The 25,715-nt window shown below is 38.6% G+C and carries 20 protein-coding genes, 10 tRNA genes and 2 pseudogenes; 7 read left to right on the top strand and 25 right to left on the bottom strand.

Features of this window, described 5'->3' with window-relative positions; all coding sequences use genetic code 11:
• Positions 1–94: pseudogene (locus H4J63_RS08250) on the top strand (IS5/IS1182 family transposase); the annotation flags it as partial.
• 17 nt (positions 95–111) lie between these two features.
• On the opposite strand, the gene H4J63_RS08245 reads toward H4J63_RS08250, so the two are convergent.
• On the bottom strand, positions 112–621 hold the full coding sequence (locus H4J63_RS08245; RefSeq protein WP_259365593.1) for an OprD family porin: 510 nt from the start codon (positions 619–621) through the stop codon (positions 112–114).
• Between the two features lie 659 nt (positions 622–1,280).
• On the opposite strand from H4J63_RS08245, the gene H4J63_RS08240 reads away from it, so the two are divergent.
• Positions 1,281–3,959 carry a CHASE domain-containing protein gene (locus H4J63_RS08240; protein ID WP_182195919.1) on the top strand — a complete coding sequence of 893 codons (2,679 nt, stop codon included), beginning with the start codon at positions 1,281–1,283 and terminating at the stop codon, positions 3,957–3,959.
• Between the two features lie 64 nt (positions 3,960–4,023).
• On the opposite strand, the gene H4J63_RS08235 is transcribed toward H4J63_RS08240, so the two are convergent.
• The 21 genes from H4J63_RS08235 to H4J63_RS08135 all read right to left on the bottom strand — a co-directional run bounded on the left by H4J63_RS08235 (position 4,024) and on the right by H4J63_RS08135 (position 18,026).
• A tRNA-Ser gene (locus H4J63_RS08235) sits at positions 4,024–4,113 on the bottom strand.
• A gap of 176 nt (positions 4,114–4,289) precedes the next feature.
• Positions 4,290–5,330, bottom strand: coding sequence for a quinolinate synthase NadA (gene nadA / locus H4J63_RS08230; RefSeq protein WP_002962419.1), 1,041 nt, complete (start codon positions 5,328–5,330; stop codon positions 4,290–4,292).
• A 150-nt stretch (positions 5,331–5,480) separates the two neighbouring features.
• Positions 5,481–5,556: transfer RNA gene (locus H4J63_RS08225), tRNA-Lys, on the bottom strand.
• Positions 5,557–5,619: 63 nt separating this feature from the next.
• Positions 5,620–5,695: transfer RNA gene (locus tag H4J63_RS08220), tRNA-Lys, on the bottom strand.
• An 83-nt stretch (positions 5,696–5,778) separates the two neighbouring features.
• A tRNA-Lys gene (locus tag H4J63_RS08215) sits at positions 5,779–5,854 on the bottom strand.
• Positions 5,855–5,878: 24 nt separating this feature from the next.
• Positions 5,879–5,954, bottom strand: a tRNA-Lys gene (locus tag H4J63_RS08210).
• A gap of 83 nt (positions 5,955–6,037) precedes the next feature.
• Positions 6,038–6,113: transfer RNA gene (locus H4J63_RS08205), tRNA-Lys, on the bottom strand.
• An 85-nt stretch (positions 6,114–6,198) separates the two neighbouring features.
• Positions 6,199–6,274: transfer RNA gene (locus H4J63_RS08200), tRNA-Lys, on the bottom strand.
• Positions 6,275–6,358: 84 nt separating this feature from the next.
• Positions 6,359–6,434: transfer RNA gene (locus H4J63_RS08195), tRNA-Lys, on the bottom strand.
• A 70-nt stretch (positions 6,435–6,504) separates the two neighbouring features.
• Positions 6,505–6,580: transfer RNA gene (locus tag H4J63_RS08190), tRNA-Lys, on the bottom strand.
• Between the two features lie 226 nt (positions 6,581–6,806).
• Positions 6,807–7,556 (bottom strand): tol-pal system protein YbgF, encoded by a 750-nt coding sequence (gene ybgF, locus H4J63_RS08185; protein ID WP_182195916.1) that lies wholly within the window; start codon positions 7,554–7,556, stop codon positions 6,807–6,809.
• Between the two features lie 13 nt (positions 7,557–7,569).
• A complete protein-coding gene (gene pal, locus H4J63_RS08180) occupies positions 7,570–8,112 on the bottom strand; it encodes a peptidoglycan-associated lipoprotein Pal (RefSeq protein WP_002960636.1) in 543 nt (180 codons plus the stop codon).
• Positions 8,113–8,146: 34 nt separating this feature from the next.
• Complete coding sequence (gene tolB, locus H4J63_RS08175; protein ID WP_182195913.1) at positions 8,147–9,505, bottom strand: Tol-Pal system beta propeller repeat protein TolB; 1,359 nt, start codon at positions 9,503–9,505, stop codon at positions 8,147–8,149.
• Positions 9,506–9,514: 9 nt separating this feature from the next.
• Positions 9,515–10,441, bottom strand: a complete 927-nt coding sequence (gene tolA / locus H4J63_RS08170; RefSeq protein WP_182195910.1) for a cell envelope integrity protein TolA — start codon at positions 10,439–10,441, stop codon at positions 9,515–9,517.
• Positions 10,442–10,445: 4 nt separating this feature from the next.
• Positions 10,446–10,874 carry a protein TolR gene (gene tolR / locus H4J63_RS08165; RefSeq protein ID WP_002960641.1) on the bottom strand — a complete coding sequence of 143 codons (429 nt, stop codon included), beginning with the start codon at positions 10,872–10,874 and terminating at the stop codon, positions 10,446–10,448.
• Complete coding sequence (gene tolQ / locus H4J63_RS08160) at positions 10,861–11,565, bottom strand: protein TolQ (protein WP_002960643.1); 705 nt, start codon at positions 11,563–11,565, stop codon at positions 10,861–10,863. The genes tolR and tolQ overlap by 14 nt, the downstream gene beginning before the upstream one ends.
• A gap of 967 nt (positions 11,566–12,532) precedes the next feature.
• Positions 12,533–13,540, bottom strand: a complete 1,008-nt coding sequence (gene ruvB, locus H4J63_RS08155; protein ID WP_007580382.1) for a Holliday junction branch migration DNA helicase RuvB — start codon at positions 13,538–13,540, stop codon at positions 12,533–12,535.
• Between the two features lie 7 nt (positions 13,541–13,547).
• On the bottom strand, positions 13,548–14,165 hold the full coding sequence (gene ruvA, locus H4J63_RS08150) for a Holliday junction branch migration protein RuvA (RefSeq protein ID WP_182195908.1): 618 nt from the start codon (positions 14,163–14,165) through the stop codon (positions 13,548–13,550).
• Positions 14,166–14,167: 2 nt separating this feature from the next.
• Positions 14,168–14,692 carry a crossover junction endodeoxyribonuclease RuvC gene (ruvC, locus tag H4J63_RS08145; protein WP_002960649.1) on the bottom strand — a complete coding sequence of 175 codons (525 nt, stop codon included), beginning with the start codon at positions 14,690–14,692 and terminating at the stop codon, positions 14,168–14,170.
• Between the two features lie 129 nt (positions 14,693–14,821).
• A complete protein-coding gene (locus H4J63_RS08140; RefSeq protein ID WP_182195906.1) occupies positions 14,822–17,323 on the bottom strand; it encodes an ABC transporter permease in 2,502 nt (833 codons plus the stop codon).
• Positions 17,313–18,026 carry an ABC transporter ATP-binding protein gene (locus H4J63_RS08135; RefSeq protein ID WP_007580378.1) on the bottom strand — a complete coding sequence of 238 codons (714 nt, stop codon included), beginning with the start codon at positions 18,024–18,026 and terminating at the stop codon, positions 17,313–17,315. The genes H4J63_RS08140 and H4J63_RS08135 overlap by 11 nt, the downstream gene beginning before the upstream one ends.
• Here H4J63_RS08135 and H4J63_RS08130 point away from each other — a divergent pair, their 5' ends adjacent.
• Entirely contained in the window at positions 18,027–18,650 is a 624-nt protein-coding gene (locus H4J63_RS08130) for an arylesterase (RefSeq protein ID WP_182195904.1), read from the top strand.
• Positions 18,651–18,761: 111 nt separating this feature from the next.
• A tRNA-Pro gene (locus tag H4J63_RS08125) sits at positions 18,762–18,838 on the top strand.
• A 275-nt stretch (positions 18,839–19,113) separates the two neighbouring features.
• Here the strand turns inward: H4J63_RS08125 and H4J63_RS08120 are convergent.
• Both H4J63_RS08120 and H4J63_RS08115 read right to left on the bottom strand, forming a co-directional pair.
• Complete coding sequence (locus H4J63_RS08120) at positions 19,114–19,362, bottom strand: hypothetical protein (protein ID WP_002960658.1); 249 nt, start codon at positions 19,360–19,362, stop codon at positions 19,114–19,116.
• Positions 19,363–19,454: 92 nt separating this feature from the next.
• Complete coding sequence (locus H4J63_RS08115) at positions 19,455–21,092, bottom strand: cyanophycinase (RefSeq protein WP_182195902.1); 1,638 nt, start codon at positions 21,090–21,092, stop codon at positions 19,455–19,457.
• A gap of 262 nt (positions 21,093–21,354) precedes the next feature.
• Between H4J63_RS08115 and H4J63_RS08110 the strand changes: the two are divergent.
• The 3 genes and pseudogenes from H4J63_RS08110 to H4J63_RS08100 all read left to right on the top strand — a co-directional run bounded on the left by H4J63_RS08110 (position 21,355) and on the right by H4J63_RS08100 (position 23,354).
• Positions 21,355–21,941 (top strand): annotated as a pseudogene (locus H4J63_RS08110) (hypothetical protein).
• Between the two features lie 98 nt (positions 21,942–22,039).
• Positions 22,040–22,954, top strand: a complete 915-nt coding sequence (locus H4J63_RS08105; protein ID WP_182195900.1) for a zinc dependent phospholipase C family protein — start codon at positions 22,040–22,042, stop codon at positions 22,952–22,954.
• 1 nt (position 22,955) lies between these two features.
• The gene (locus H4J63_RS08100; RefSeq protein ID WP_182195898.1) at positions 22,956–23,354 is read left to right on the top strand and encodes a hypothetical protein; all 399 of its coding nucleotides are present in this window, start codon (positions 22,956–22,958) and stop codon (positions 23,352–23,354) included.
• A 23-nt stretch (positions 23,355–23,377) separates the two neighbouring features.
• Here H4J63_RS08100 and H4J63_RS08095 read toward each other — a convergent pair whose 3' ends face one another.
• On the bottom strand, positions 23,378–25,648 hold the full coding sequence (locus H4J63_RS08095; RefSeq protein WP_024605024.1) for an EAL domain-containing protein: 2,271 nt from the start codon (positions 25,646–25,648) through the stop codon (positions 23,378–23,380).
• Positions 25,649–25,715: the final 67 nt, after the last annotated feature.

Here is a 25,715-nt window from a genome sequence, read left to right as displayed (position 1 = left end):
GATAGCCACGCGGTATGAAAAGCTTGAACGAAATTATCATTCAATGCTCGCTTTAGCATTTACTATGATGTGGCTACCAATGTGGGCTGATTGATATATGTACTACAAAGATCAACAGCCCCTAGTGTTACCAATTTTGTAATCGCCAAAAACGCCTCTAAAAGTATTAGGAATAGCCCGACTCCCAGAGCTTTTAAGCAACATACTTTTGGTTTTTTGCCCGCCCACTTTAACGTGACCGTTGTTGCCCAATTTAAAATCTAAAAAATATTGCCCAAATTTAGAAAAGCTATCGTCAACTCCACCGCTCTCATTACCTGCTGGCAAAATATTACCTGCAGCTGAACCCGTAGAATTAATATCCATCACGGTGTAAGTCGATACACCCACACTCACTAAATCGTTTATATAACCCGATGTGTAATTGAGCTCTATACCTTGAGCAAAAGTTGAATCGTCACTTGCGTCGTTATCGTAGTCGCGGTCAAAATAAATTGATCTAAGTTTTATATTAAATTCATCTTGTTCTGTCAGCCCATTAACAGCGGCATACGAAGGAATAGAAATACATGTTAATACTGCGCCTGTTGCCGCAAGTAATTTAGATACTCGGTGAGCCATAGTTATCTCCGTTACCTTGTTTTGTTTAAGTTTTCACTGTGCAGTGCATAGCAGCGTGTATTTTTTCGACCTACACGGCAAACAAGTCATAAGGTAATTACATTTTAAGTAATCACGTTTTCTTTCACGCGACTAAAATATAGAACAATATAAGTTTTTAATGTTTTAATTTTCATATTATAAAATATTAAGTGTTTGTTTTGTTTCGGATGAATTATAAAAGTAAGGTGAGCATCGTCTCTTGCTCGCTCGAACCTATACCGATAGTTCCCTTTAAAAGCGTCATAATATTGGTTAAATTTTACTTTATTTAAACTTAACAAAGTAAAGTTATAAGCAAAAACTAAAAGCTATCCGTTGTTTTTTGAGCACCTAATATTCACTAAAAAATCGATAAATATAAAAATCAGTACCTTTAGCTAATACTTTTGTTGTTCGCTATAAAGTAGCAAAAAACATAAAAATTATTATATTTATATACATGTTCGTCTTATCTTGGTGAGTAAAATCAACTTTATATATTACATCCACTCTAAACCTTTATAAAATATATATATTCTAATTAATAACAAAGTTGTATCCTGAATAATAAGTGCTATATTTATTTTGATGATAGAGGTAGATACACACTCAGCATATTAATAATAAAGGATGGGTTAATGTTCTCAGGACGACTGGTTAGGAAAGGGTTTTTAGTCTCTATACTTGCTCATGTCATTTTTCTTATCAGCGGTATTGTCTTAACTTTCTTCGCTCACATTAAACACCAAAACGCACTTAACTATAAAATAAACGAAGCACTTAACAACCGCCTTTCTACGCTCTCAACAGGCGTAACGAATAGAATCGACTTATATAAATATGGGCTCTTCGGTTTAAAAGGGTTTATACACGGTATAGGCGTTAATAATTTAAACTACCAAACATTTTCTAATTACTCTAATAGTCGTAACTATGGCCAAGAGTTCCCCGGTGCAAACGGGATTGGTTTCATTCGAAAGGTAACATCTAAGAATCTAACCCAGTTTTTACATACTGCAAAATATGATAGACCCACTCAAACATTTAACTTTAATAAGCTTAATAATGGTAATAATGAACATTTTATTATTCAGTATATTTTTCCTGAACATAAAAATTTACAAGCAATAGGTTTAGATATTGGCTCAGAGAGCATGCGTAAAAAAGCAGCATTAAATGCAGCTTCTCACAATAAGGCTCAACTCACGGGCCCTATAACTTTAGTACAGGCTAATGAGCAATCACTGCAAGGGTTTTTAATTTTACTGCCAATTTATAAAAGCATTACGATTGCGGATAATAAAGAGCAACGCATTAATGAGATCTTAGGCTGGGCATACGCTCCATTATTAATAAATAAAATTTTAGACTCTCTCTCGCTAGTTGATGAGAATAAGCTAGTCATTAGCGATATAGCTAACAACGCTAAAACTGACTTTTTTAGCTACGGTATTCAAAGCAATTCAGCTAATTACCAGTTAACTAAAATAATTAAAGTGATGGGAAGAACATGGGAACTCACGCTTAGTGCTTCAGACGCATTTATTGAAACATTGCATTTGCCGGGTAAATATCAAGCTATTGTCAATGGTATTTTTTATACTCTTATTTGCATGTTTATAATTTTATTACTACAGCTATTTTTTTACCGTAGGGCACAACGAACGCAGCGAAGAATTGTCAAAGCTAAACAAAATAAGCATATGCTTCAGCAAACAAATTTAAAATTAGAAAAAGAAGTAAAACTACGCACTAAGGAAATTGCCGATATTAGTATGCTTCAACGAAGTATTTTAAATAGTGCCAGTTATTCAATTATTGCAACCGACATAAACGGCTTAATTACTTTATTTAACCCCGCCTCTGAAAAGTTATTAGGTTATAAAGCGCAAGATGTTATTGGAATTGAAAACCCAGCAATTTTTCATTTAAAAGAAGAAATAATAAAAAAAGCGAACCAGCTTAGTACTGAATTAAATAAAGCTGTACCGCCTAGTTTTGAAGTCTTGATTTTAAAAGCAACGGCTACAGAGCCTGATATCAATCAGTGGACATACATTTCCTCTACAGGCAAGCACGTACAAGTTAATATAAGCGTCACCTCTTTATTAAATAATAAAAATGAAATCGTTGGCTATTTAGGTATTGCTTATGATTTAACAGAGCAAATTAATCACGAACAAGCTCTAGGACACGCTAAAGAACTAGCTGAACAAGCATCTCAGGCTAAATCTGAGTTTTTAGCAAATATGAGCCACGAAATACGAACCCCAATGAATGGCATACTTGGCACATTACAGTTATTGCAAGAGCAGCCCCTCAATGAAAAGTCAAAAGAGTATTTAAAAAAATCACTTTATTCGACCCGCTCACTCACCACTATTATTAATGATATTCTCGATTTTTCTAAAATTGAGGCCGGTAAGCTTTCATTAGAGCATAAACCTTTTGATCTTTTTGAACTTATTCATCACCTAGAGTCCGATCTTGGTCTGCAAGCTAGCGATAAAAACATATACCTTAAATTTGTTATTAATATTAAGCATAAGCATTGGGTGGGCGACCCTGTTAGGCTCAGACAGGTGTTTTTAAACTTAATATCTAATGCGATTAAGTTTACATCGAAAGGTGGCGTTACAGTAACGTTTAGACTAACTGCTGAAAACAAAATATGTTGCAGTATATCAGACACCGGAATTGGAATTTCTGAGAAGGCAATAGAGCGATTGTTTGAGCGCTTTGAACAAGCTGAGCAATCAACTACGCGCGAATACGGTGGTACAGGGCTAGGCTTACCTATCACTAAATCATTAATAGGCTTAATGAATGGTGAAATAAAAGTAACAAGTCAATTAGGTTCAGGCAGCCAGTTTTATGTTTACTTACCACTAGATCAAGCACAGATTGATGAAAATATATTAACAGCAAAAAATGTTGAGTTTCCTGATTTAACTGGCAAAACCATTTTATTAGCAGAAGACAACAAAATAAATCAACTGGTGGCTTCTGCAATGCTTGAACCAACTAAAGCCACCATTATTATTGCAAATAATGGGTTGGAAGCAGTTTCGTTATATGAGTCACACAAGCCAGACATTATTTTTATGGACATTCAAATGCCAAAAATGGATGGCCTTCAGGCATGTAAACAAATTAAGGCGCTTGATAGCGAGCAAATTATTATCGCGTTAACCGCTAATGTTTTTACGGAACAAAAAGAAATATACAGGCAGTTATTTGATGGTTACGTTTCAAAGCCAATTGAAAAACATGAACTTATAGGCATGTTATCAACACTCTATTTAGTTAATACCTAATTTAGGCATTAAAAAACCCAGTTACTAATACCTTTCAATATTAGTAACTGGGTTCTAAGAATAATGGTGGAGGGAGAGGGATTCGAACCCTCGTTAGGGATAAACCTAAACACACTTTCCAGGCGTGCGCCTTCAGCCACTCAGCCATCCCTCCACGGTGCTGCAATTGTGTAATGCAACAGCGCGCTATAGTATGAAATAGACCCTTAAGGTGCAAGGCATTTTTAAATTTGGGCCTTTAAATGCTTACTAATCAAGCAACACTTACCTATAGGCACAAAAAAACGGCTAAATCTAAGACTTAACCGTTTTTAATTTATACTTTAAAAGTTACTTAGCCATGCTCGCAGTAAACTCAAGCATGCGATTTAAGGATTTAAGAGCGCCTTCGCGTAAATCCATATCAACGAATACTTCTTTGCCTTTAGGACTTATGAGGGCTTCTTCAATCGCTTTTAAGCCATTCATTGCCATCCAAGGGCAATGTGCGCAACTTTTACATGAAGCGCCCTCACCTGCCGTAGGAGCCGCAAAAAACTCTTTATCTGGACATAGTTGCTGCATTTTATAAAAGATGCCGCGATCAGTTGCTACAATAAACTTTTTATTGTCCATTGTTTGCGCTGCTTTGATTAATTGGCTCGTAGATCCAACCGAATCGGCAAGAGCAACTATTTCTGCTGGTGACTCAGGATGAACTAAAACGCCTGCATCTGGGTGTAGCGCTTTCATGTCTTTAAGTGCTTTTGTTTTAAACTCGTCATGTACAATACATGCGCCATTCCACATAAGCATATCAGCACCGGTATTTTTTTGAATATAACTACCAAGGTGCTTATCTGGGCCCCAAATGATTTTTTCGCCTTGCTCATCGAGGTGCTCTACTATTTCAAGTGCACAGGATGAAGTTACAATCCAATCTGCACGTGCTTTAACAGCCGTAGAGGTGTTTGCATATACAACTACTTTACGATCAGGGTGCTGATCGCAAAACGCAGAGAACTCGTCTATCGGGCAACCAATATCTAACGAACATGTTGCTTCAAGCGTTGGCATAACAACCGTTTTATTTGGCGTTAAAATTTTGGCTGTTTCGCCCATAAATTTTACGCCCGCAACAATAATCATATCTGCATCGTGACGTGCGCCAAAACGCGCCATTTCTAGCGAGTCGGCAACGCAGCCGCCGGTTTCTTCAGCAAGTGCTTGAATTTCAGGATCGGTATAATAATGGGCAACAAGTACTGCATTTTTATCTTTTAGTAATTGTTTTATACGCGCTTTATATTCGCCTTGCTCGTCTTGTGTTAACGGTGCTGGCTTAGGGGGAAAAATATAACCTTCAGGCATAATAGTTTGAGCTAGACTCATCTTCTCGACCACTTATCTACAGTGCATTAATTAGGGCGAATTATACGAGAATATGAAAGCAAATAACAGCAAACTAGTAAGGCTGTTTATAAAAAATAAAGTAGGAAATTAAAAAAGAATATAAAGAATATAAAGGAAAGTATTAGAGAGTGGTGGGTCATGATGGATTTGAACCATCGACCAATTGATTAAAAGTCAACTGCTCTACCAACTGAGCTAATGACCCGCTCTAATATAAATCTGCTTTGTAAAAAGCTTGCGTAAATCCGCCGATTAAACTGTCATAGAATGGTGGGTTATGATGGATTTGAACCATCGACCAATTGATTAAAAGTCAACTGCTCTACCAACTGAGCTAATAACCCAATCTATGCGCTTATTCAATTATGAATGAAGCTTACGTATATCCGCCGATTGATGCCAAACACTATTCATAAGGAATAAAGAATGGTGGGTCATGATGGATTTGAACCATCGACCAATTGATTAAAAGTCAACTGCTCTACCAACTGAGCTAATGACCCGCTCTTATATAACTTTTCATAGAATGGTGGGTTATGATGGATTTGAACCATCGACCAATTGATTAAAAGTCAACTGCTCTACCAACTGAGCTAATAACCCGTTCTATGCACTTATTCAATTATGAATGAAGCTTACGTAAATCCGCCGATTGATGCCAAACCGTATTCACAAGGAATAAAGAATGGTGGGTCATGATGGATTTGAACCATCGACCAATTGATTAAAAGTCAACTGCTCTACCAACTGAGCTAATGACCCGCTCTATTGTTACGTTTAAATGCAACTTACTACTTTGCGTAAATCCGCCGATTGGAACCAGTCATTATTCACAAGGAATAAAGAATGGTGGGTTATGATGGATTTGAACCATCGACCAATTGATTAAAAGTCAACTGCTCTACCAACTGAGCTAATAACCCATTCCAGATGCTAACTTATTACTAAGTTAAAGCTTACGTAAATCCGCCGATTGATGCCAAACCGTATTCACGAGGAATAAAGAATGGTGGGTCATGATGGATTTGAACCATCGACCAATTGATTAAAAGTCAACTGCTCTACCAACTGAGCTAATGACCCGCTCTGACGTTGCGTTTTATAACAACTTAGTATTGTACGTAAATCCGCCGATAAAAGACCATTCAAAGAATGGTGGGTTATGATGGATTTGAACCATCGACCAATTGATTAAAAGTCAACTGCTCTACCAACTGAGCTAATAACCCGCTCTTTTTGTCGCATTTCGAGTGGGGTAACCATTCGTTTGCTGCGGGCGCTTATAATACTTATTTATAAAATGAGTGCAACCGAAATTGTCTCTTTTTTTAAGTTTTTATGTCTAGATGCACAAAATTAAACCGTTTGTGCTCAAACTACATGCAAATCCAAGATTCTTCGAGAGTTTCCATGTAGTTTGCTCGCCTTAACTAGAAATTTAATCGCTGGTGAACTTTAGTTTCCCAAACGATCAGTTGCTAGTTTTGCAGCGGTAGTACTTGGGTATTGATTGATAAGATCGCTCAATATTTTTTGTGCTTGCGCCGCTGAACCTTGTTCTTGTAAAAGTGTGCCTAACTTTAGCATTGCATCAGGGCGTTTATTAGAATTTGGAAATTCGTTAACAACCACTTTAAAATGCTCCACCGCTTTTACGCCATCATTTTTAATAGTAAGCAACTGCCCTAACCAATAATGCGCGTTAGACGCATATACAGAGTTTGGATAGGTAGTTAAAAACGTTTGAAATTCAGGAATCGCTTGATCATAACGTTTATCTTTCATTATTAACGCAACAGCACGCTCGTACGCTTCATTTTCAGATAAGTCACTGCTGTAGCTCTGTGCATCGCTTGGCTGCGCCTGATCGACTACTGGAGCTGCTGTTGGCTGTGTATAAGCCTGGCTCACGCGGTTTTCAATCTCTTGATACAACTCACGCTGACGCTGCAGTACTTTTTCAAGTTTGTAGCTTTGCTCTTCAGTTACACCGCGAATTTGACTTACTTCGTCTTGTAACAAGTTAAGTTGTTGCTGTAACTCTACTTGTAAAAAGTTACGCGACTGCATCATATTCTCAAGCGACGCTAATCGCTTCTCAATACTTGATTGTGAATTTGCAGCTTCTGAAACAGGAGCGGGAGCAGCCATTAACTGGGTGCTCCCGCTCAATATCATGGCTGCCAAAATAATTTTCGGCTTCATAATATCTCTTATCTTAGTAAACTAGTACCGCACGGCGGTTTTTAGCGAAAGCTGATTCAGTGCGAGATTTAACCATTGGCTTCTCTTCACCGTAGCTTACCACTGACATTTGGCTAGCTGAAACACCTAAGCTTAATAGGTATTTTTCAACTGCTTGGCCACGGTGCTCACCTAGTGCAATGTTGTACTCTGGAGTACCGCGCTCATCTGCGTGGCCTTCAATTAGTACTTTAACTGATGGGTTTTGAACTAAAAACTCAGCATGTGCACGAAGTAAATCTGCGTACTTACCTTCAACAGTTGCTTTATCAAAGTCAAAGTAAATTACTTGCTCTTGACGAAGTGCTTCGTACTTTTGACGAAGTTGCTCTTCTGCTTGTTGCTCAGGAGAGATTGTAGCTACTTCAACTGTATCAGTGTTAGTTGATTGCTCAACAACGCCTTGATTTGATTGGTTTGCAGCACCTTCATCAATATCAGAAGATGAGCTACAAGCTGCTAATGTCATTACTGGCACAGCAATTAGCAGGCCTTTAAGTATTTTGTTAAGTTGCATTGAGTAGATTCCTATTTTGAGTAAACCAGTAATATTACTGTAAGTATGGCGACCAAGCTGGCGCCTTTACTTGTCCGTCTAGCACAGGTAACCGTGCTTTAAAGCGGCCGTCCATCGATACTAGCGCAAGTACCTGTTTATTATTATGGAGCGTGCTGTATATAATCATCGAACCATTTGGCGCTATGCTCGGTGATTCATCTAGGCGTGTTCTCGTTAATACTTGAAACGCGCCTGTAGCCAGCTCTTTCTTAGCAAGATGGTACTGCCCGTTGGTACGGTTAACCATCACTAATTCTTTTCCATCTGGTGTTATAGAACCAGCAAGGTTCATATCACCATCAAAGGTGAGTCGTTGTGACCTACCTGTTTTTAAATTTAACTTATAAATCTGAGCATTACCACCCCTTTCAGATGTAAACACAATATCTTGGCCATTAGGGTGCCAAGATGGCTCAGTATCTATGCTACGATGATTTGTTAAGCGTGTTTCTTTACGTGTAGCAAGGTCAAGCATGTAAACTTCTGTCGCACCCGTCTTATCCTTAGAAAGCACTAATAATAGCTTTTTACCATCTGGCGAAAACTGCGGTGCACCATTAATACCACGGTAGCTTGCTATTATTTCACGCTTACCTGTGTATATATCTTGAATGTAAATTTGGCTTTGACGGTTTTCAAACGTTACATACGCTAATTTAGTACCATTTGGTGACCATGCTGGCGACATTAATGGTTCTTTTGAACGAAGTAACACCTGTTCGTTAAAACCATCGTAATCGGCAACAACTAACTGATAAGGTTTAAGATCGTTATCACGTACTATTACATATGCAATTTTAGTTAAAAACGCGCCCTTTTCACCCGTTAGCTTTTCATAAATTACATCACTAATGCGGTGTGAATAACGACGAAAACCACTCTCGCCAATAACACTTTCACGCGCTTCTAAAATATGATCTTGGCTTTTAACTAACTTACCGTTACTCATCATTTGCGTATTGCCACCAGTAATTTGGCCACGAATCACATCAACTAATTCATAACGGACTAAATAACGCCCATCAGTTTGTTGTTCAACCTCACCAACAAGAACAGCTTCAACACCTTTATTAACCCAAGACGCATAATCAATTTCGCCATCTTTACTTGGCTGTTGCGGCATTTGCGCCACATCAACAGGTTTAAACTTACCACTGCGCATTAAATCGGCAGCAATAACACCACTTAGCTTTTCAGGGATTGGACCAACACCTTGGTATTTAAAAGGTACAATGGCTATAGGCCTTGCACCGTCTACACCTTCTGTTATTACAATTTCAAGCGCTGCATTGGCAACACCCGTAAACCCAAACAGTAAAACTAAACAGGCTATTTTTATTTTGTTGAACATATCATTCCTTTAAAATTCTGGCTTGATTGTTAAATTAATATTCTTAAGTTTTTCGAATACGTCTTTATCTTTAGATACCGGTAATGTGTCAGCCATGCGCACTGCTCTTAATGCAGCTTCACATACTAGCTTGTCTCCACCTAATGATTTAACTTGCGTTACTAAACCATTAAAGCCCAAACGAATATTAACTCGGCACTGTTGGTTTTTCATTTTTTCATCAATCAGTAAGTTTTGCTGAATACGCGCCATAATTAATGCACGGTACTTATCCACTTCGCTCACCACTTGTTGCTGACGTATTTTACTACGGGCAGCCTGCTCTTTGGCAAGTTGCTCTTGTAACATTTGCTCTTGCATTGCTTGCTGGCGTTTACGTTCGGCCTCAGCAGCACGCTCTTTTGCTTCCTCTTCACGCTTTTTGCGCTCAGCTTCTGCTTTTTTAAGCGCTTCTTCTTCAGCTTTGCGTTTGTCAGCTGCTGCTTTTGCTGCGTTTTCAGCTTCTTGCTTTTGCTTTTCGGCTTGCTTAGCTTTAGCACGCTCTTTTTGCTCAATGGCACGTGCTTTTTTAGCTTCTGCCTCGGCTTGCGCTTTTTCTTTCTCTTTCGCCTTTCGCTGTTGCTCTAACTTTTTAATATTACGTGCTTCTGATTCGCGTTGCTTGCGTGCATTGGCCGCTCTACGTTCTAAATCACGGATACGTTTATCTTCAGCACTTTTTTTATCTTTTTCTTTCTTTTGAAGTTCAGCAATTTTTTGCTCAACTTGTTTTTGATCAACTGTAACGGCTGATACCGCTTTATCTGGCGTAGGTATAGCCGAATTTAGCGTTACTTCCATTACTTTAGGTGTTGGCGGATGAATATTTGCAGAAGCATACAAAAATCCACCAATCCCTAAATGAAGTACTATTGATTTTACTACTGAACTATTCATACAGCTACTTCCCCTCAAAGGATTCAGTCATTAATCCTACTGATGGTACGCCTGCATTTTTCAAAAAATCCATTAGTAATAATACTTCTTGATACGACACCTTACCCGAGCCTTTAATCATGACTGGCACGTCAGGGTTTTTCATTAGCTGTAATTTTATAACCGCAGCTACATCAAGTGCTTCCATAGGCTCTTCAGGATCAGTACCTACACTCACGTAATATTTACCTTGTGCATCTATTGAGGCAATAATAGGCGGAGTATCTTTAGTATCAACTAAATCAGACTCTTCCATTTTGGGTAAATCAACTTTTACACCATGCGTAATAAGCGGTGCTGTAGCCATAAATATTATAAGTAGTACCAACATTACATCAATGTAAGGTACTACATTAATCTCTGCGACCGGACGGCGCTTTTTACGCTGATACATTCGCTTGTGCCTCTATTTGTGTAGCTGCTTGACGGTGTAAAATATTAGCAAACTCTTCCATAAAGTTAATATAGTGAGACTCAAGCTTTTCAACACTGTTTGAAAAACGGTTATAAGCAATAACAGCAGGGATCGCCGCAAATAAACCCATAGCAGTGGCAATAAGTGCCTCTGCAATACCAGGTGCTACCATTTGTAATGTAGCTTGCTTAACTTCACCTAGTGCAATAAAGGCATTCATTATACCCCACACTGTACCAAACAAACCGATGTACGGACTTATAGAACCTACTGTTGCTAAAAACGATAGGCTAGATTCCATTTTTTCAATTTCACGAGAAAGCGCAACACGCATAGAGCGGTGCGTTCCTTCCATAACAATACTCGCACTTTGAAATGTATTCTTTTTATGGCGAGCAAACTCTTTAAAGCCCGAAGTAAACAAAGCTTCAATGCCTTGAGACTGACCGCTGCGTGACGATATCTCGTTATATAATTTGCTTAAATCAATACCCGACCAAAACTTTTGCTCAAATTTCTTAGCATTTATTAGCGCATCCGATATTGCTTTTTTACGTTGAAATATAATTGTCCACGACATTACAGACATGGCAACTAGCCCTAACATTACTAATTGAACAAGCAAACTTGCTTCTAAAATTAGATCTAAAAAATTAAGCCCTGATCCCACGTTAAACTCCTAAATAATTTCAAAATACGGCAAATTGGTTAATTTGTGTAAATATGACCGCTTACACGGCCAAAAGTTGCATCTAGTGTATCTAGTCCATTTCAAGCTGACAACGGTATTGCTATGAATAGGCAACAAAAAACGTTAAAAAACAGCTTTAGTTGGCATTTCCCTTTGCCTCAGTATTTTATTTAAACTTTTAAACAAACTCGCTAACTGTAAATATGCGTAAATATATACATGAAACGTCATAAAATGCGCCGTTTATTCAAAATAAGAGCATAAACACTCAAAACCTATAAGCCTCACCTGTACGTAATAGTAAAACTAATACCGAGCTATAACGAAATAAATTACTTAAGTTATAAATTTCATAAACTTATAAATTTAACGATTAATTAACGCACAAGATTCAAACAACAATAAAATTCACTAAATTAGTTTTTCTAATCTGAAAATACAAATTTTCTAGTTTGAACAAAAAAGTAAACTTACGTATCATTCTCCCATACCGAGCTAGCGCACTGAATGAGATAGTTTCATTAAGCCAAGTTCTTAGTAATAGGGTATTTTATCGTATTACATTGTTTTACTCTTTCTGGATAAAACCAAATTTAGTAAAACGTAGTTCCCCTGGATTACTTCCTTCAACTTGTTGTTTGCCCGCATTTTTTGCGGGCTTTTTTTTGCCTGCAATTTAGTGCGCTACATATTTTATTTATAAACTAATAATTGCCCTACCTAATTTACAATAAGTAATTCGCTTACTAGTTTGAATGGTACGCAGGATAGCTTCGCGAGTCTTAACGCCCTGTGAATTAACAGTTAACTATAAAGCGTATTAGTATTTTGAAATAACATTTGCAACAGAGTGTTGAGGTTTTGAGTATAATAATTTGAAACAAAGGGATACTGAGACAATTACCTGCTGCGCAATAAACCACAGCAAGTAATGTATATGATGAGGCTAATCTTTTTTAGGAAGTAAACCAAAGTGATGGTATGCACTGTCAGACACTATTCGCCCACGCGGAGTACGCTGAATAAACCCTTGCTGAATTAAAAACGGCTCTATTACATCTTCTATTGTTTCACGCTCTTCACCAATAGCTGCAGCTACATTGTCGAGTCCTACTGGGCCGCCCATGAATTTTTCAATTATGGCGAGTAAATATTTGCGATCCATATAATCAAAACCACTTTTATCTACATCAATCATATCAAGCGCTTGCTTAGCTACTTCGGCATTTACTGTACCGTCAGATTTTACCTGTGTGTAATCGCGTACACGCCGTAATAAACGGTTTGCAATACGTGGTGTACCACGTGAACGTTGTGCAATTTCGGTTGCGCCGTCGTCACACATTTCTAAACCAAGATAATGTGCAGAGCGCCCTACTATGTGCGACAAATCTTCTACAGAATAAAACTCTAATCGCTGCACAATACCAAAACGGTCACGCAGTGGCGATGTTAGCGAGCCTGCTCGCGTAGTGGCACCAATAAGTGTAAATGCAGGTAAGTCTAATTTAATAGAACGCGCAGCTGGGCCTTCACCAATCATTATATCAAGCTGGTAGTCTTCCATTGCTGGATACAGTATTTCTTCAACTTGTGGGCTTAATCTGTGTATTTCATCAATAAACAGTACATCGCCTTCTTCTAAATTAGTAAGTAACGCAGCTAAATCGCCTGCTTTTTCAAGTACAGGGCCGGATGTTGTTTTAATACTTACGTGTAATTCGTTGGCTACGATATTTGCAAGCGTGGTTTTACCTAGCCCTGGTGGGCCAAATATTAATAAATGATCGAGCGCTTCACCACGGGTTCGGGCAGCTTCAATAAAAATTTCCATTTGCTGCTTAACATGAGGCTGGCCTCTGTAGTCGGCTAAAAGTTTTGGTCTTATTGCACGATCTATAGAGTCTTCATTTGTTTTTTCAGTCGCATCAATTAAGCGATCCGCTTCAATCATGGGTTACTCACAACATTGATTTTAAAGATTCTCTAATAAGAACCTCAGTAGACATATCGGGTTTGCTTATCGATTTTACTGCTTTTTGAGCTTGTGGCAATTTATAACCTAATGCAAGCAGTGCCGATACGGCATCATCGGCTGCGTTATTAGCTATTGTCGCATCGCTCATTGGCTCTATTACTGCGCTGTCGCTAAATGGCATAAATAAATCATTACCCCAATCTTTTAATCTGTCTTTCATTTCGAGTACTAAACGCTCGGCTGTTTTTTTACCTACACCCGGTAATTTAACTAGCGACGTTGAGTCTTCGTTATTTACACAGCTTACAAATTGCTTTGCCGACATGCCCGATAAAATAGCTAAGCCAAGTTTTGGACCAACGCCATTTGCTTTTAATAGCTCTCTAAACAAGGCGCGTTCAACTTTATTATTAAAACCAAATAATAATTGAGCATCTTCACGCACTACAAAGTGGGTGTAAACAATCGCGTTTTCACCAATTTTTGGTAAATCGTAAAAACAGGTCATTGGCATTTGTACTTCGTAACCTACACCACTTACTTCGAGTAATATTTCTGGTGGCTGTTTTTCGACTAAAATACCATTTAAGCGGCCTATCATAGTTATTTCCTTAAACGTCCTCTAACGGTTTTGCTTGCGCTACCCGCTAGTTTAATTAAATTTTGTTCTGAGTGAGCGTGGCAAATCGCAATAGCGAGTGCATCAGCTGCATCGGCTTGTGGCGTGCCAGGCAACTTTAAAATATTTTTTACCATGTGTTGCACTTGTGTTTTATCTGCACCACCGTTGCCTACTACTGCTTGCTTAATTTGCCTAGCTGAGTATTCAAATACGGGTAAGTCGGCCATTGCAGCGCCAACAATAGCCGCGCCTCTAGCTTGGCCTAGTTTTAAAGCAGAATCGGGGTTATGCGCCATAAATACTTTTTCAATCGCAAAGGTTTCTGGCGAAAATTGCTCAATAAGCTGTGTAATGCCTTGGTAGATCATTTTAAGCCTAACCGGAAAAGGATGATCGGCTAACTTAATACAGCCACTGCCTAAGTATGTAAATTTAGAACCTTGGTGGGCAACAACGCCATATCCGGTCAAACGTGAACCAGGATCGATCCCTAAAATAATGGCCAAACAGCACTCCATTGTTATTATTTTTAAATTACGCTAATAATGCCAGAGCACTGTATAAATTACCAGTACAAAGAAAACAAAAATGCCCACGTGTTAGGTGGGCATTTGAAGGAGCATGTTAGTTTAAGCTTACCCTAGGGCGCGCACTAACCCTTGGGTATTTTGTTTAAGTGTTCGGGCAATCATTAAATAACCTAAACCGGCCACAAACACGCCACCAGCTACCGGACCAATAACCCATATATGCGGATGCAACTTACCTGCTAGGTCAAACATTTGTTGTTGCACAATTAAAAGCGCTATATCACTAAAAAATGCGGCGACTAAACCAGCTAAACCGCCTAGTAATAAAAACTCATAAAGGGTCGCGTTTTTAATTAATCGGCTTTTAGCCCCTAGCGTTCTGAGTATTACAATTTCTTGCATACGCTCACCTAAACTAGCTTGGACTTGCGATATAAGTACAAGTGCGCCACACAACACAACAATTGCAAGTACAAAGCCAATGGCGAGTGATACTTGCGAAATAGTTGTTTGTATTTGCTTAACAAAGTTATCAATATCAATTGCTGTAATAGTAGGATAAGTACGCAATAACTGGCTAAAGTCGCGCTTTTGCTCTGGATTTATACGTACCGATGAAATATACGTTGCCGGAAAATCTGCAAGTACATCTGGGCTTAAAATAATAAAAAAGTTAGGTTTAAGCGTGGCCCAATTAACTTTGCGAACACTGGTGATTTTAGCATCGAACGACTGCGAACCAATTAAAAATGTAAGCGTATCGCCTATCTCAACATCTAAACGCTCAAGCATCGACTCCTCTACTGAGGCTTCAGCCATCGCATTTTCACCAAACCACTTGCCTTGTGTAACTTCATTTTGGTCAGGCACATCTTTAAGCCATGTAAGGTTTAGCTCACGGCCAATACCTGCACGGGCTTCTTCGTCTTTTTTCTCATTGTCTTGCAGCGATACAGAACGTGCTACCAACTCGCCGTTTACCGCATTTACGCGCCCACGAATAGTTGGATAAAACTCTGATACCTGAATATCTTTTTGAACTAAATATTCATTAATTGGCTCAAGTTCGTTTTGCGTAATATTCACTAAAAACGCATTAGGTGCATCGCTTGGTAACTGCGATTGCCAATCAGATATCATGTCGTTTTTAAGTACCACTAAAAACAGCAGTAATTTAATCGCTAACGAAAAACTAATTAACTGTACCGCGTTCACATTTGCACGTTTTTGAATAGATGCAATTGCAAGCGACCAACTGTTACCTGGCTTTAAGCCAAGTTTTCGACTGCCACCAAATATTAATTTAGATATCAAAAACAACACACCAATTAGGGCAAGCGTTGAGGCAAACAAAATAAGCGTTATTTTTATGTTGTTACTAAATAACCACATTAATAAAAACACGGTTAGCGCACTCATTCCTAAATGCACACGACTTACTGCCAATTTGTCACCTAAGTTACGGCGCAGCACTCTAAGCGGTGGAATATCAAATAAATCAAACAACGGCTTAATAGAAAACATAACAGCACAAATTACGCCAGTGCTAATAGCCACCAGCCACGGCTTAAAACCACCTAGAGGTAGCTCTGTGCCCATACTTTTTGATAAGTAACTTGTTGCTATTTCTTGCAAACCATAACCAATTAACAGCCCAATACTTACCGCCATTGCACACACAAGCAATAAATGAAGCATGTATATTTTACGGATCATTGAGCGGCTACCGCCTAGCGTTTTCATCATCGCTACTGGGTCATATTGGCGTTCACAATAACGTTTTGCTGAAACGGCTATAGCCACTGCGGCTAAAATAATACCTAATAGGCCGGCAAGTAATAAAAAGCTCTCTGCACGGTTTAAACTATTTGAAATAGGTGATTGACGGTCTTTAACGCCGTACCATTGTTGGTTTTCTTTCATTTGTGGTTTAAGCCACTCGTAAAAGCTATTTATATCGGCCTCACTACCTGCATAAAGTTGGCGATAATAGACACGACTACCTGGCTGCACAACTTCGGTTTTTGCCACATCGTCAATATTAATAAGCACGCGGCGGCTGCTCGAAAATACATTAAATGGCGCATCAGGTTCTTCTACAATAACCTTTGAAACATTAAATAATGCAGCGCCAAGCTCTACTTGCGCGCCTATATCAATATTTAAACTGTAAAATACTGATTCACTTAGCCACACATTACCAGGCGTTGGTCCACTATTAGCAACCTTAGTTTCACCTGTTAGGGTATCTTTAACTTTTAACTGCCCTTTTAGCGGGTACGCATTAGATGCCGCTTTTACTGAGCTAAACTGCATTTCATCATCGGCAAACAACATAGTGTCGAAATACACCATTTGTGCCGTTTTTAAATTTTGGCTTTGTGCTTGAGTAATAAAGGCCGTATCAAGAACATGATCGCTGGCAAGTACACGGTCTGCTGCAATAAAAGCACTGCTTTTTTGCGCAATACTTTGCCCTATTCGCTCAGTAACCATAGACAGTGTAAGCACGGTTAAAACAGCAAGGGCGATAGCTGCGCTTATAACTGTTAACTCACCACGGCGAAATTCTCGCGAAAACAACTTAAGCGCTAACTTAACCCACATTAGCAACGTCCTCTACTTGGCTTTTTACCAGTAAACCCGCTTCTATTTGAATAATGTGCTCACATTTTTGTGCAAGCCCTTCATCGTGAGTAACCAAAATAAGCGTAGTACCGTGTTGCGTGTTTAAATCAAATAATAAGGATTCAATCATTTTACCGTTTTTGCTGTCTAAATTAGCCGAAGGCTCATCAGCAAACAGTATTTTAGGTGTACCAATAAATGCTCGCGCAATAGCAACACGTTGCTGTTCACCGCCAGAAAGTTGCGACGGGTAATGATCAATTCGATGGCTCAAGCCTACTTTTTCAAGCAAAACAATTGCTTGCTCTTTTGCATCACTTTCGCCAGCAAGTTCTGCTGGTAGCATAACGTTTTCTAGTGCAGTTAAGCTTTGTACTAACATGAACGATTGAAACACAAATCCAATTTTAGCCGCGCGCAGTGCAGCACGCTCTTCTTCATCTAAATTGTGTAATGGCTCGCCATCTAAAAATATTTCGCCGCTACTTGCGGTATCCAGCCCTGCTAATAAACTGAGTAACGTTGATTTACCAGAGCCCGACGTGCCAACAATAGCAACAGACTCGCCATGCTTGACATTAAAGCTGATGTCGCTGAGGATGGGCAGCTCACCTTCAAAGGTAGAGACTACTTTAGACAAACCATTAACCTGAATTATATTTAATTGAGAAAGCGCTGACATATGACTCATTCAATCCTTCGTTTAGTATTCATTTTATTTTTAGTTATCAAACCGCTGAGCGCAGCAGCCGACAACACGATTTTAATACTCGGTGACAGTTTAAGCGCAGCCTACGGACTTCAACAAGAAGAAGGCTGGGTAAAATTGTTACAAGATAAATACGATGACGAACACGCCGACATTGAACTTATCAACGCCAGTATTAGTGGCGAAACATCTGGTGGAGCCCTACGCCGTTTAGATGCATTGCTTGAGCAATACGAACCCACTCATGTACTTATTGAGCTAGGTGCTAATGACGGTTTACGTGGTTTTCCAGTCAAAAAAATGCAAACTAACTTAACGTCTCTTATTCAAAAAAGCCAAGCAGCTAATGCGATGACCGCCTTAATGGAGATTTACATTCCCCCTAATTACGGCCCGCGTTACAGTAAAATGTTTACAGACACTTTCTCGCGCGTTAGCGAAGAAACAAATGCGCATTTAATGAACTTTTTTATGCTAGATATTGCCAGCCAATCTGAGCTGATGCAAAACGATAGTTTACACCCTAACAAAAAAGCTCAGCCATTAATACGAGATGAGATGTATGACTCGATCAAAAAGTGGTTAAATAAAGACTAGCCAATTAATACACCGCAAGAGTGCCTTTTTAGGTCTCTTGCGTAATAAACACCCAAACAAACAATCGCTTATTGATTTTTAAAAAAATACACGTACTATTGCATACAACGTCGGTATGTGGCGCAGCTTGGTAGCGCACTGTCATGGGGTGGCAGGGGTCGAGAGTTCGAATCTCTCCATACCGACCAATTAACTAAACCTATATCAATAAGTTAAACTTCTCTTCAAAATATAGCCAAAATTCATCTGTTTTGATTCTACAATTTATCCGTAGCACTATCTTATTTATCTAAGCGCACTTAATAAAACTGAGTTTAGCTGGCTAGTTTTGTGGTTTTTGAGGGGGTTGTATTTAATTGTTATTAACTTGAAGTGGCCTTTGTGGAATCTATATGAAGGCATTTGATTTCAATTTATTGAAATTAAAATAAAAAAGCGCTCTAAGCGCTTTTTTATTAAAGTACTAGTGCTTGCGCCCTACACCATTACGTACCATATCTTGCCCTGTTTGGAATACATCTTCTGTAATACTGCGCGCTAAAAGCAGCTTTTGTTGGTCGTCAAACACGGCTACAAAACGACTACCATCACTATTGTTTGTTGCCATACCAACGCCCGAAACACCTTTAAGGCCAAGACCGCCGTTTTCTACATTTAATAAAAAGCTTTCTAATTCGGCTAGACTAGAAATTACATCATTTTCTTTATTCATTTTAACACTCTTTTAGTAAGGCTTTTAAATCATTATGGTGGCTATTTTATAGAGAAGAGCCAAAAACTTAAACCCTTGGCTCAGGTTAGTCACTAAATCGACTTTATAGCTAACTCTAAATTGCTTAGCGCACAACCAAACTCTTTTGCATTTACGCGATGATACTGTGTGTCACTCGTTGCTGTAAGGCTAATTATAAACTCGTCTTGTTGGGCTACCGCACTTTGCTCTTGGCTTAAACACATAGCTTGAGTAAGTGAACGCAGTTTTGAATTTGTTAAAATTGAGCCAAAACGCTGCACTGGCAGTGGAGGTATTTTTATAGCGGGTAACGCTTCATCTATTGTGCGTGCGCTTAAGGTAAACGTATTATTGGTAATTTCAATTACACTGCTTGTAGGCCAGTACGAATAGCTATAGCTCTTACTCCCAGGTTGGGCTTTACCTTGGTTAGCCAAATGCACTACACCACTTTTGCCTATTACGGTTATTAAACTACCTTCTGGCGATTTAATAACAACTAAGGCTGTATTTTCATCAATACCAAATCCATGTTGAATCTCTGTTTTAGTATTTTTCACTTCGTTTTTATTTAGCGCTGCTGCAAGCCTAAATGTACGGTTTTGTTCGCTAAATTGAGTATCTAGTACACCAAAGTTAAAACTGCCCAGCCCACCAGCATTAGTGTTATTTTCACTTTTACGAAGTGCCTCAAGGCTTGTCGTATTTGTAAGCATGCCCGTCACTTTACTTTGGATTGCAGCACCGGCTCCTTCACCTACAATTACTGGGCGAGTTTGCAATGCTTGCGTCCACGGGTATGGGTTATTGTTTTGATCAAATAATACCTTATGAGTTAATGCTGCATTACCGCTATTAAACATCACACCGGTACTATTTTTAATAAGTGATACAAGTGCATTAGGGCCATTTTTACATAAAGCGTATTCGGCCTTTGTGCGATTGGGATAAATCACTTCACGGTTATACACATTCATTAATGTATTTCTAAGCGCAGGTAATTCATCGCACGAGTTACTCGTAATCGCTTTAGCAAGCGCTGGCGTTAGTGCTAACCATTGAGTGTTTATATTTGATTGTGCCAAAAGACTTTGCGCTACATCTGCCGACTCATAAGGGTCGCGGCTCGAAGCCGTAATAGCAAGCATGGTGGGTTTTGCGTTATTAACTTTTAAACTGCCCGACACAAATTGTAAAATACTATTAGTCGCAACCTCATTATTAAAATCGGTATTTACTTGCTCTTTTAAACGCTCACCGTTTTTATTAAGTAGCGGTACTTCTAGCATATCAAATACAAAGTTGTACTCTTGCTGAGTTAGACTTTCTAATTGCTGATTATTTATATCGCGCCACTGCCAGAGTAAATCAGTTTTTGATACGCTATTTGACGATTTACTTTGTATGGCTTTAAGTGTTTTTAATACAGCCGTTTTTGCCTCAACATTATTATTAGGCCAATGCTGCGCGATGTTTTTTATTTGAGAGCTGCTAAGTGTATATAAATTATGTGACTTACCATCAATAACAGCCTCTTTTTGGCAATTATTAAGCTTGGCGCTAGTACAGGTAGTAAGCTCTGACCCCACTAAAATTAAAGTTTGGCTTTGCTCTTGAGCCACTGCATTTATTGAAAATCCTGCACCGACCAATGCCACTACCATACCCAGTAACTTCGGCTCTTGATCACGTAAAAATGCACATATCATAATGTAAACTCTAATATAAATAATAAAACTAATATGCTGTAGTTTAACAGCTAGCCACTTGCGCCTAAATATATTTTTATAAATGTTAAATAATTCAAGTCTCTGAAAAACGTTCGGGTTGAGCACTGCATTTAAATACATTGTTTAGTTTACCCCTCTGTCTTTGTAAATATTATCTAAACAAATTTAAACGGAGCATTTATTGACCAATTTCATTGTTTAAATTACGGTGGTGAATCATTTTATGTAACTGGAGTGAAATATGGACTTCTCTAATGAAGAGGTAAATTTTTTTGCTGAGTTATTTAAGCCTAATAAAAAGTCACATGCTCACAACAGTCACGTTTTAACGTTACAAAGTTCAGTACCAGCCAATATTGCTCACTTACTTAGTAGTGCTAATTTAACCCTGCTCGCAGAAGTTGCACACTATCAGTTATGGTTTCCGTTGGACTTAAAAATTGATAGCGCCGGTATAATCAAACCTATTTTAAACGCCCTGAAGTAATAGACACACAAGGCACACTGCGCAGTTGGCGCTGGAGTGAGCTAAATATTAAAAGCCAAGGGTTTAAAATTGAATCAATATCAAACACGGGGATGTTTTTAAAACCCCTCCGAAAAGGTAACCATTTAAATAAATCGCAGCACATGGAATTTATTTTGCCTAACAAACAAAGTATTTCGATGGAAATAGAACCCGTAAGGCAAAGCACACAAGGTATAGCCGCTAAAATAACGCAAATCCATAGCGGTCAAGAGCAACTAAGAGCTTACCTATTTGAAGAGCATAAACGTCAACATGCTAAATTATACGAGAATGGCCAATTAGTTGAGCAGCTAATTTAATAGGTGTTTACCCCGCTATACTTGCATTTAGTTGGCTTTATTTAACCCCCTCTCAATGTTAATCTGTACCCTTATTAATAAATCATAAGGATATGACAATGCCAGGTGCTTTTGCGCACATCACTGCTGTTAATATTGCAACGCAAACCAAATCACTCGCTAAAATGGATATGCCTAAAAAAGCAAAGCTTATTTTAAGCCAACGCCAAGCATACCTTGAACTAGGCTGTGTAGCCCCCGATTATCCTTACTTAGCTGTAGCGCAGCCTAGCCAAAATGCGTGGGCCGACCTAATGCACTATGAGCACACAGGCGATTTACTTAAAGCCATGATTGAATACTGTAAAACACTTGAAGGTGAAGCATTTGAAAAGTGTTTTGCCTGGTTATGCGGTTATATGGCCCATGTTGCTGCAGATATAACAGTGCATCCGGTTGTTGAATTAAAAGTAGGCCCTTACGCGCAAAACCAAACGGCGCACCGTACCTGCGAAATGAATCAAGACGCGTTTATTTGGCAACGTTTAAACTTAGGTGAGTTAGGTTATGCTGACCGCGTGCAACAAAATATTGGATCTTGTACTAACAAAGACGATAATTTTGATACCGATATTGCAAAAATTTGGCGACATGCTTTATTAACGGTTCACCCAAGCTACGCAGCACAACACGCTCCTAACTTTAATTCATGGCATAACGGTTTTCAGCTTGTAGTAAATAATGTTGAAGAAAGCTATCGATTATTTGCCTGTGCACGCCATGTTGCTGCTGATTTAGGCTTGTTTTATCCTCGCCCAAACGAAGTAGACCCCACTTTTATTGAACAACTAAAAACGCCGCACGAGCCTATGCATTACAACGATATTTTTGACTTTGCCGTTAGTAACATTCAGCACTACATAACCATTATTGCCAATGCCATATTTTTAGATACTGATTACAGTGCAATTAAAAATTGGAACCTAGATACAGGCTACGATGAACACAACACGATGACGGTATGGAGCAAATAAAATGAAACACTTACTTTGTATAAGCCTCATAGTATTACTTAGCGGTTGCTACACTCCTAAAAACAACAATCCAGAAGTGATGGCCGACTTAGCCTCACAATTAAAAGATATTGCTACAGCCGTTGATGGCACACTAAAATTTAGTGAAACACCCTATTCAACAACTGATGAATTGTTAAAAGCTGCTGTTAATAACGATTTAAGCAAACTTGCACCCTTTGGGGAATACACGCTTATTGTAAACGTACAAGATGATAACGCAGTGCTACTTTTATGTGATGCCAATACTGCTTTAATTGAAGATGCAGGCTGTACTGCTCAATCAGATATACAGCATTGGGGAGCAGGAGTTATTCATCAGTGCAAAATAACTATAAACGCCCAACAGCTCTGTAACTAGGTAGTAAAATACCTGCTATACATTTAAAGTTGAGCCGTCATCTCTTTGGGGTTAAACACTAAGCCATGGAGGCTAACATGCTCTGCAAAATTTTCGGCTGACATTGGTTTCGCAAAGTAAAAGCCCTGAAATTCTTTACACCCCATTTGCGCCATTATTGCTACTTGCTCTTGGGTTTCTACTCCTTCGGCTACACACTTAATATCAAGCTCTTCACACATAACGTGCACCGCTTTAACTAAACTTTTTTGACGCGTAGAACTTGTTACTTGACTGATTAATGAGCGATCTAACTTAAGTTTGTTAATAGGGTAATCGGCAAGGCGTGCAATATTAGAATACCCCACTCCAAAATCATCAACCGAAATAGTAAAACCCCACGATTGCAGTGTTTGCATAAGCTTTAGCGAATGCGCTTGGTTTGCCTCAAGAGAGGTTTCAGTCAGTTCTAACTCTATTTGAGGTGGCTTTACGTTGAAGTCGGCAAGGTATTTAACCAGTTTTGACATAAAATCGGTTTGGCTAAAATCAATTAGAGATATATTTATTGCCACCGGCACACTCGGTAAACCCGCCTTAGTCCAATTGGCAATTTGAGCGCAGACTTTTTGAATAATCAGATCGGTTAACCTACTGACCATTCTGTATTCTTCAGCAATAGGAATAAATACCACTGGCGACACATTACCTAGTATAGGACTGTTCCAACGCGCTAAAGCTTCAAGCCCTATACATTTACCCGTTGCATCTACTTTAGGTTGATAGTGTACCGACAAATCGCCCTGCTGAAGCGCTTCGTCTAATAACATCGAAATTTCGTATTTTTCGATAAAAGCTTGTGATTGCTTTTCGTTATAACCACTTAGAGGCATATTACAGTTTGCAACTTTAAGTGCTTCGCACGCATTACTAAGTACTGTTGTGCTGTTTTTTCCGTGATCAGGATACTTTGCAAAACCAAATAAAAATGATTGCTGACACTTAGTGCCAAACACATTATAAGTTTTATCTAATGTATTTTTTATTTGCATTAATAGCTTATCTTCAAGCTCGTTTTGCGAGTTTGCGCCAATTATAAAAGCAAGCTTTCCTACTCCTATATGGGCACACAACAACGGCCCATCTGCCATCGCCTTTAAACGCTTATACGCGTTAATAAGTAATGCTTGAGAGTCGGCTTTAGTGAGCTTTAAATTTAAGTATTCACTATTTGCACTTTGGGTAACAACGATAAAAAAACCTTTTTGGTATTTGCTTGTTAATCTGTTGCATTGCAGCTCAAACCATTCTCTATTGGGGAGTTTTGTTTGCGAGTCTCTAAAGCGTAAACGTTTATTTTCTTGTTCCATCATCGATAAGTTTTGTTTAATGAGCTGCTCTTGCGTGCAATCGTAAAAGTCGTATACACGGTAGTTTGTACTCATTGTTATTTGCTGGTAGCAGGCTTTAAAATAGCTTTTTTTGTACTTCACAATTTTATTTTGAGCATTAGGGGCGTCAAAAACTAAAGTAGGAAATAAATGAGAAAGGTTAACGCATTCTTCTTTTAATTCTTTTTTTATACCAAACATATCAATAGCGTGTTGATTAAAATCAGTAATGACAAGGTTTTCGTCAACAATAATTTTGGCTTTATTTGATTCGGTGAACAAGCTTCGATAAAGCTCATTTTTATCTTTAAGGTGTGTATTAGCGCTTATCATTGTTTTGTTTAAACGCTTAGCAGCCACAATTGTGCGTGCCACAGCAAGGGGAATACAAATGTTAAAAAATAAGAATATAAGCCCTGTAATGTATAAGCTGGCATCGGGAAGTTGTTGAGCAATGCCAGTTAAGCCCGATACATCAACGTTATTGATAATCATATAAAACGGTACAATATTTAATACGCCATAAGCAAGGGCTGTTCTATAACCAAGGAGCATAAGTGCGATTATTGGGCAGGAATACATATACATAGAGCCCACTTTAGCAAGCTCTAGGTCTGTTAAAAATAAGTTCATTGACACGCTAGCAGCTACAATGGCTATTAAAAGTACATGAGCGCTGAAGTGATAAAAACGCTTACTTGCTATAAGCAAACCGCATACAGTCGCAAAAAAACTGCTTGTTAATACAACAATATAAATTAAGTTAAACTCAATAGCGCTTGCGTACGTGTGGCACACCACAGCAAAACATAACACCATTACTAATGATAGAATAATGCGCAGTGCACTTACTCGCCAATTAGCAACCTGATCAGGGGCTGAATAGTGATCGTTTAATAAAAAGAACCTATTGAAAAAATGCATAATAAACAACAGTTAAAGCTCATTCTTCTATTAGACATTGATAACTTGTTAAAATCAATCAAATGAA

The organism is Pseudoalteromonas sp. 5Ae-yellow, assembly GCF_014077565.1.
Taxonomy (GTDB): Bacteria; Pseudomonadota; Gammaproteobacteria; order Enterobacterales; family Alteromonadaceae; genus Pseudoalteromonas.
Note: the sequence above shows the minus strand (reverse complement) of the source record. Positions and strands in the feature narration are given on the sequence as shown.

Coding starts and splice junctions, on each gene's coding strand:
- H4J63_RS08115 (WP_182195902.1), bottom strand. CDS start 21,092: ATGATATGTGCATTTTTACGTGATCAAGAGCCGAAGTTACTGGGTATG.
- H4J63_RS08135 (WP_007580378.1), bottom strand. CDS start 18,026: ATGTCAGCGCTTTCTCAATTAAATATAATTCAGGTTAATGGTTTGTCT.
- ruvA (WP_182195908.1), bottom strand. CDS start 14,165: ATGATAGGCCGCTTAAATGGTATTTTAGTCGAAAAACAGCCACCAGAA.
- ybgF (WP_182195916.1), bottom strand. CDS start 7,556: ATGAAGCCGAAAATTATTTTGGCAGCCATGATATTGAGCGGGAGCACC.
- pal (WP_002960636.1), bottom strand. CDS start 8,112: ATGCAACTTAACAAAATACTTAAAGGCCTGCTAATTGCTGTGCCAGTA.
- tolR (WP_002960641.1), bottom strand. CDS start 10,874: ATGTATCAGCGTAAAAAGCGCCGTCCGGTCGCAGAGATTAATGTAGTA.
- ruvB (WP_007580382.1), bottom strand. CDS start 13,540: ATGATTGAAGCGGATCGCTTAATTGATGCGACTGAAAAAACAAATGAA.
- H4J63_RS08095 (WP_024605024.1), bottom strand. CDS start 25,648: ATGCATTTTTTCAATAGGTTCTTTTTATTAAACGATCACTATTCAGCC.
- H4J63_RS08100 (WP_182195898.1), top strand. CDS start 22,956: ATGAAACACTTACTTTGTATAAGCCTCATAGTATTACTTAGCGGTTGC.
- tolB (WP_182195913.1), bottom strand. CDS start 9,505: ATGTTCAACAAAATAAAAATAGCCTGTTTAGTTTTACTGTTTGGGTTT.
- H4J63_RS08140 (WP_182195906.1), bottom strand. CDS start 17,323: ATGTGGGTTAAGTTAGCGCTTAAGTTGTTTTCGCGAGAATTTCGCCGT.
- H4J63_RS08245 (WP_259365593.1), bottom strand. CDS start 621: ATGGCTCACCGAGTATCTAAATTACTTGCGGCAACAGGCGCAGTATTA.
- H4J63_RS08130 (WP_182195904.1), top strand. CDS start 18,027: ATGACTCATTCAATCCTTCGTTTAGTATTCATTTTATTTTTAGTTATC.
- H4J63_RS08120 (WP_002960658.1), bottom strand. CDS start 19,362: ATGAATAAAGAAAATGATGTAATTTCTAGTCTAGCCGAATTAGAAAGC.
- nadA (WP_002962419.1), bottom strand. CDS start 5,330: ATGAGTCTAGCTCAAACTATTATGCCTGAAGGTTATATTTTTCCCCCT.
- tolA (WP_182195910.1), bottom strand. CDS start 10,441: ATGAATAGTTCAGTAGTAAAATCAATAGTACTTCATTTAGGGATTGGT.
- H4J63_RS08105 (WP_182195900.1), top strand. CDS start 22,040: ATGCCAGGTGCTTTTGCGCACATCACTGCTGTTAATATTGCAACGCAA.
- H4J63_RS08240 (WP_182195919.1), top strand. CDS start 1,281: ATGTTCTCAGGACGACTGGTTAGGAAAGGGTTTTTAGTCTCTATACTT.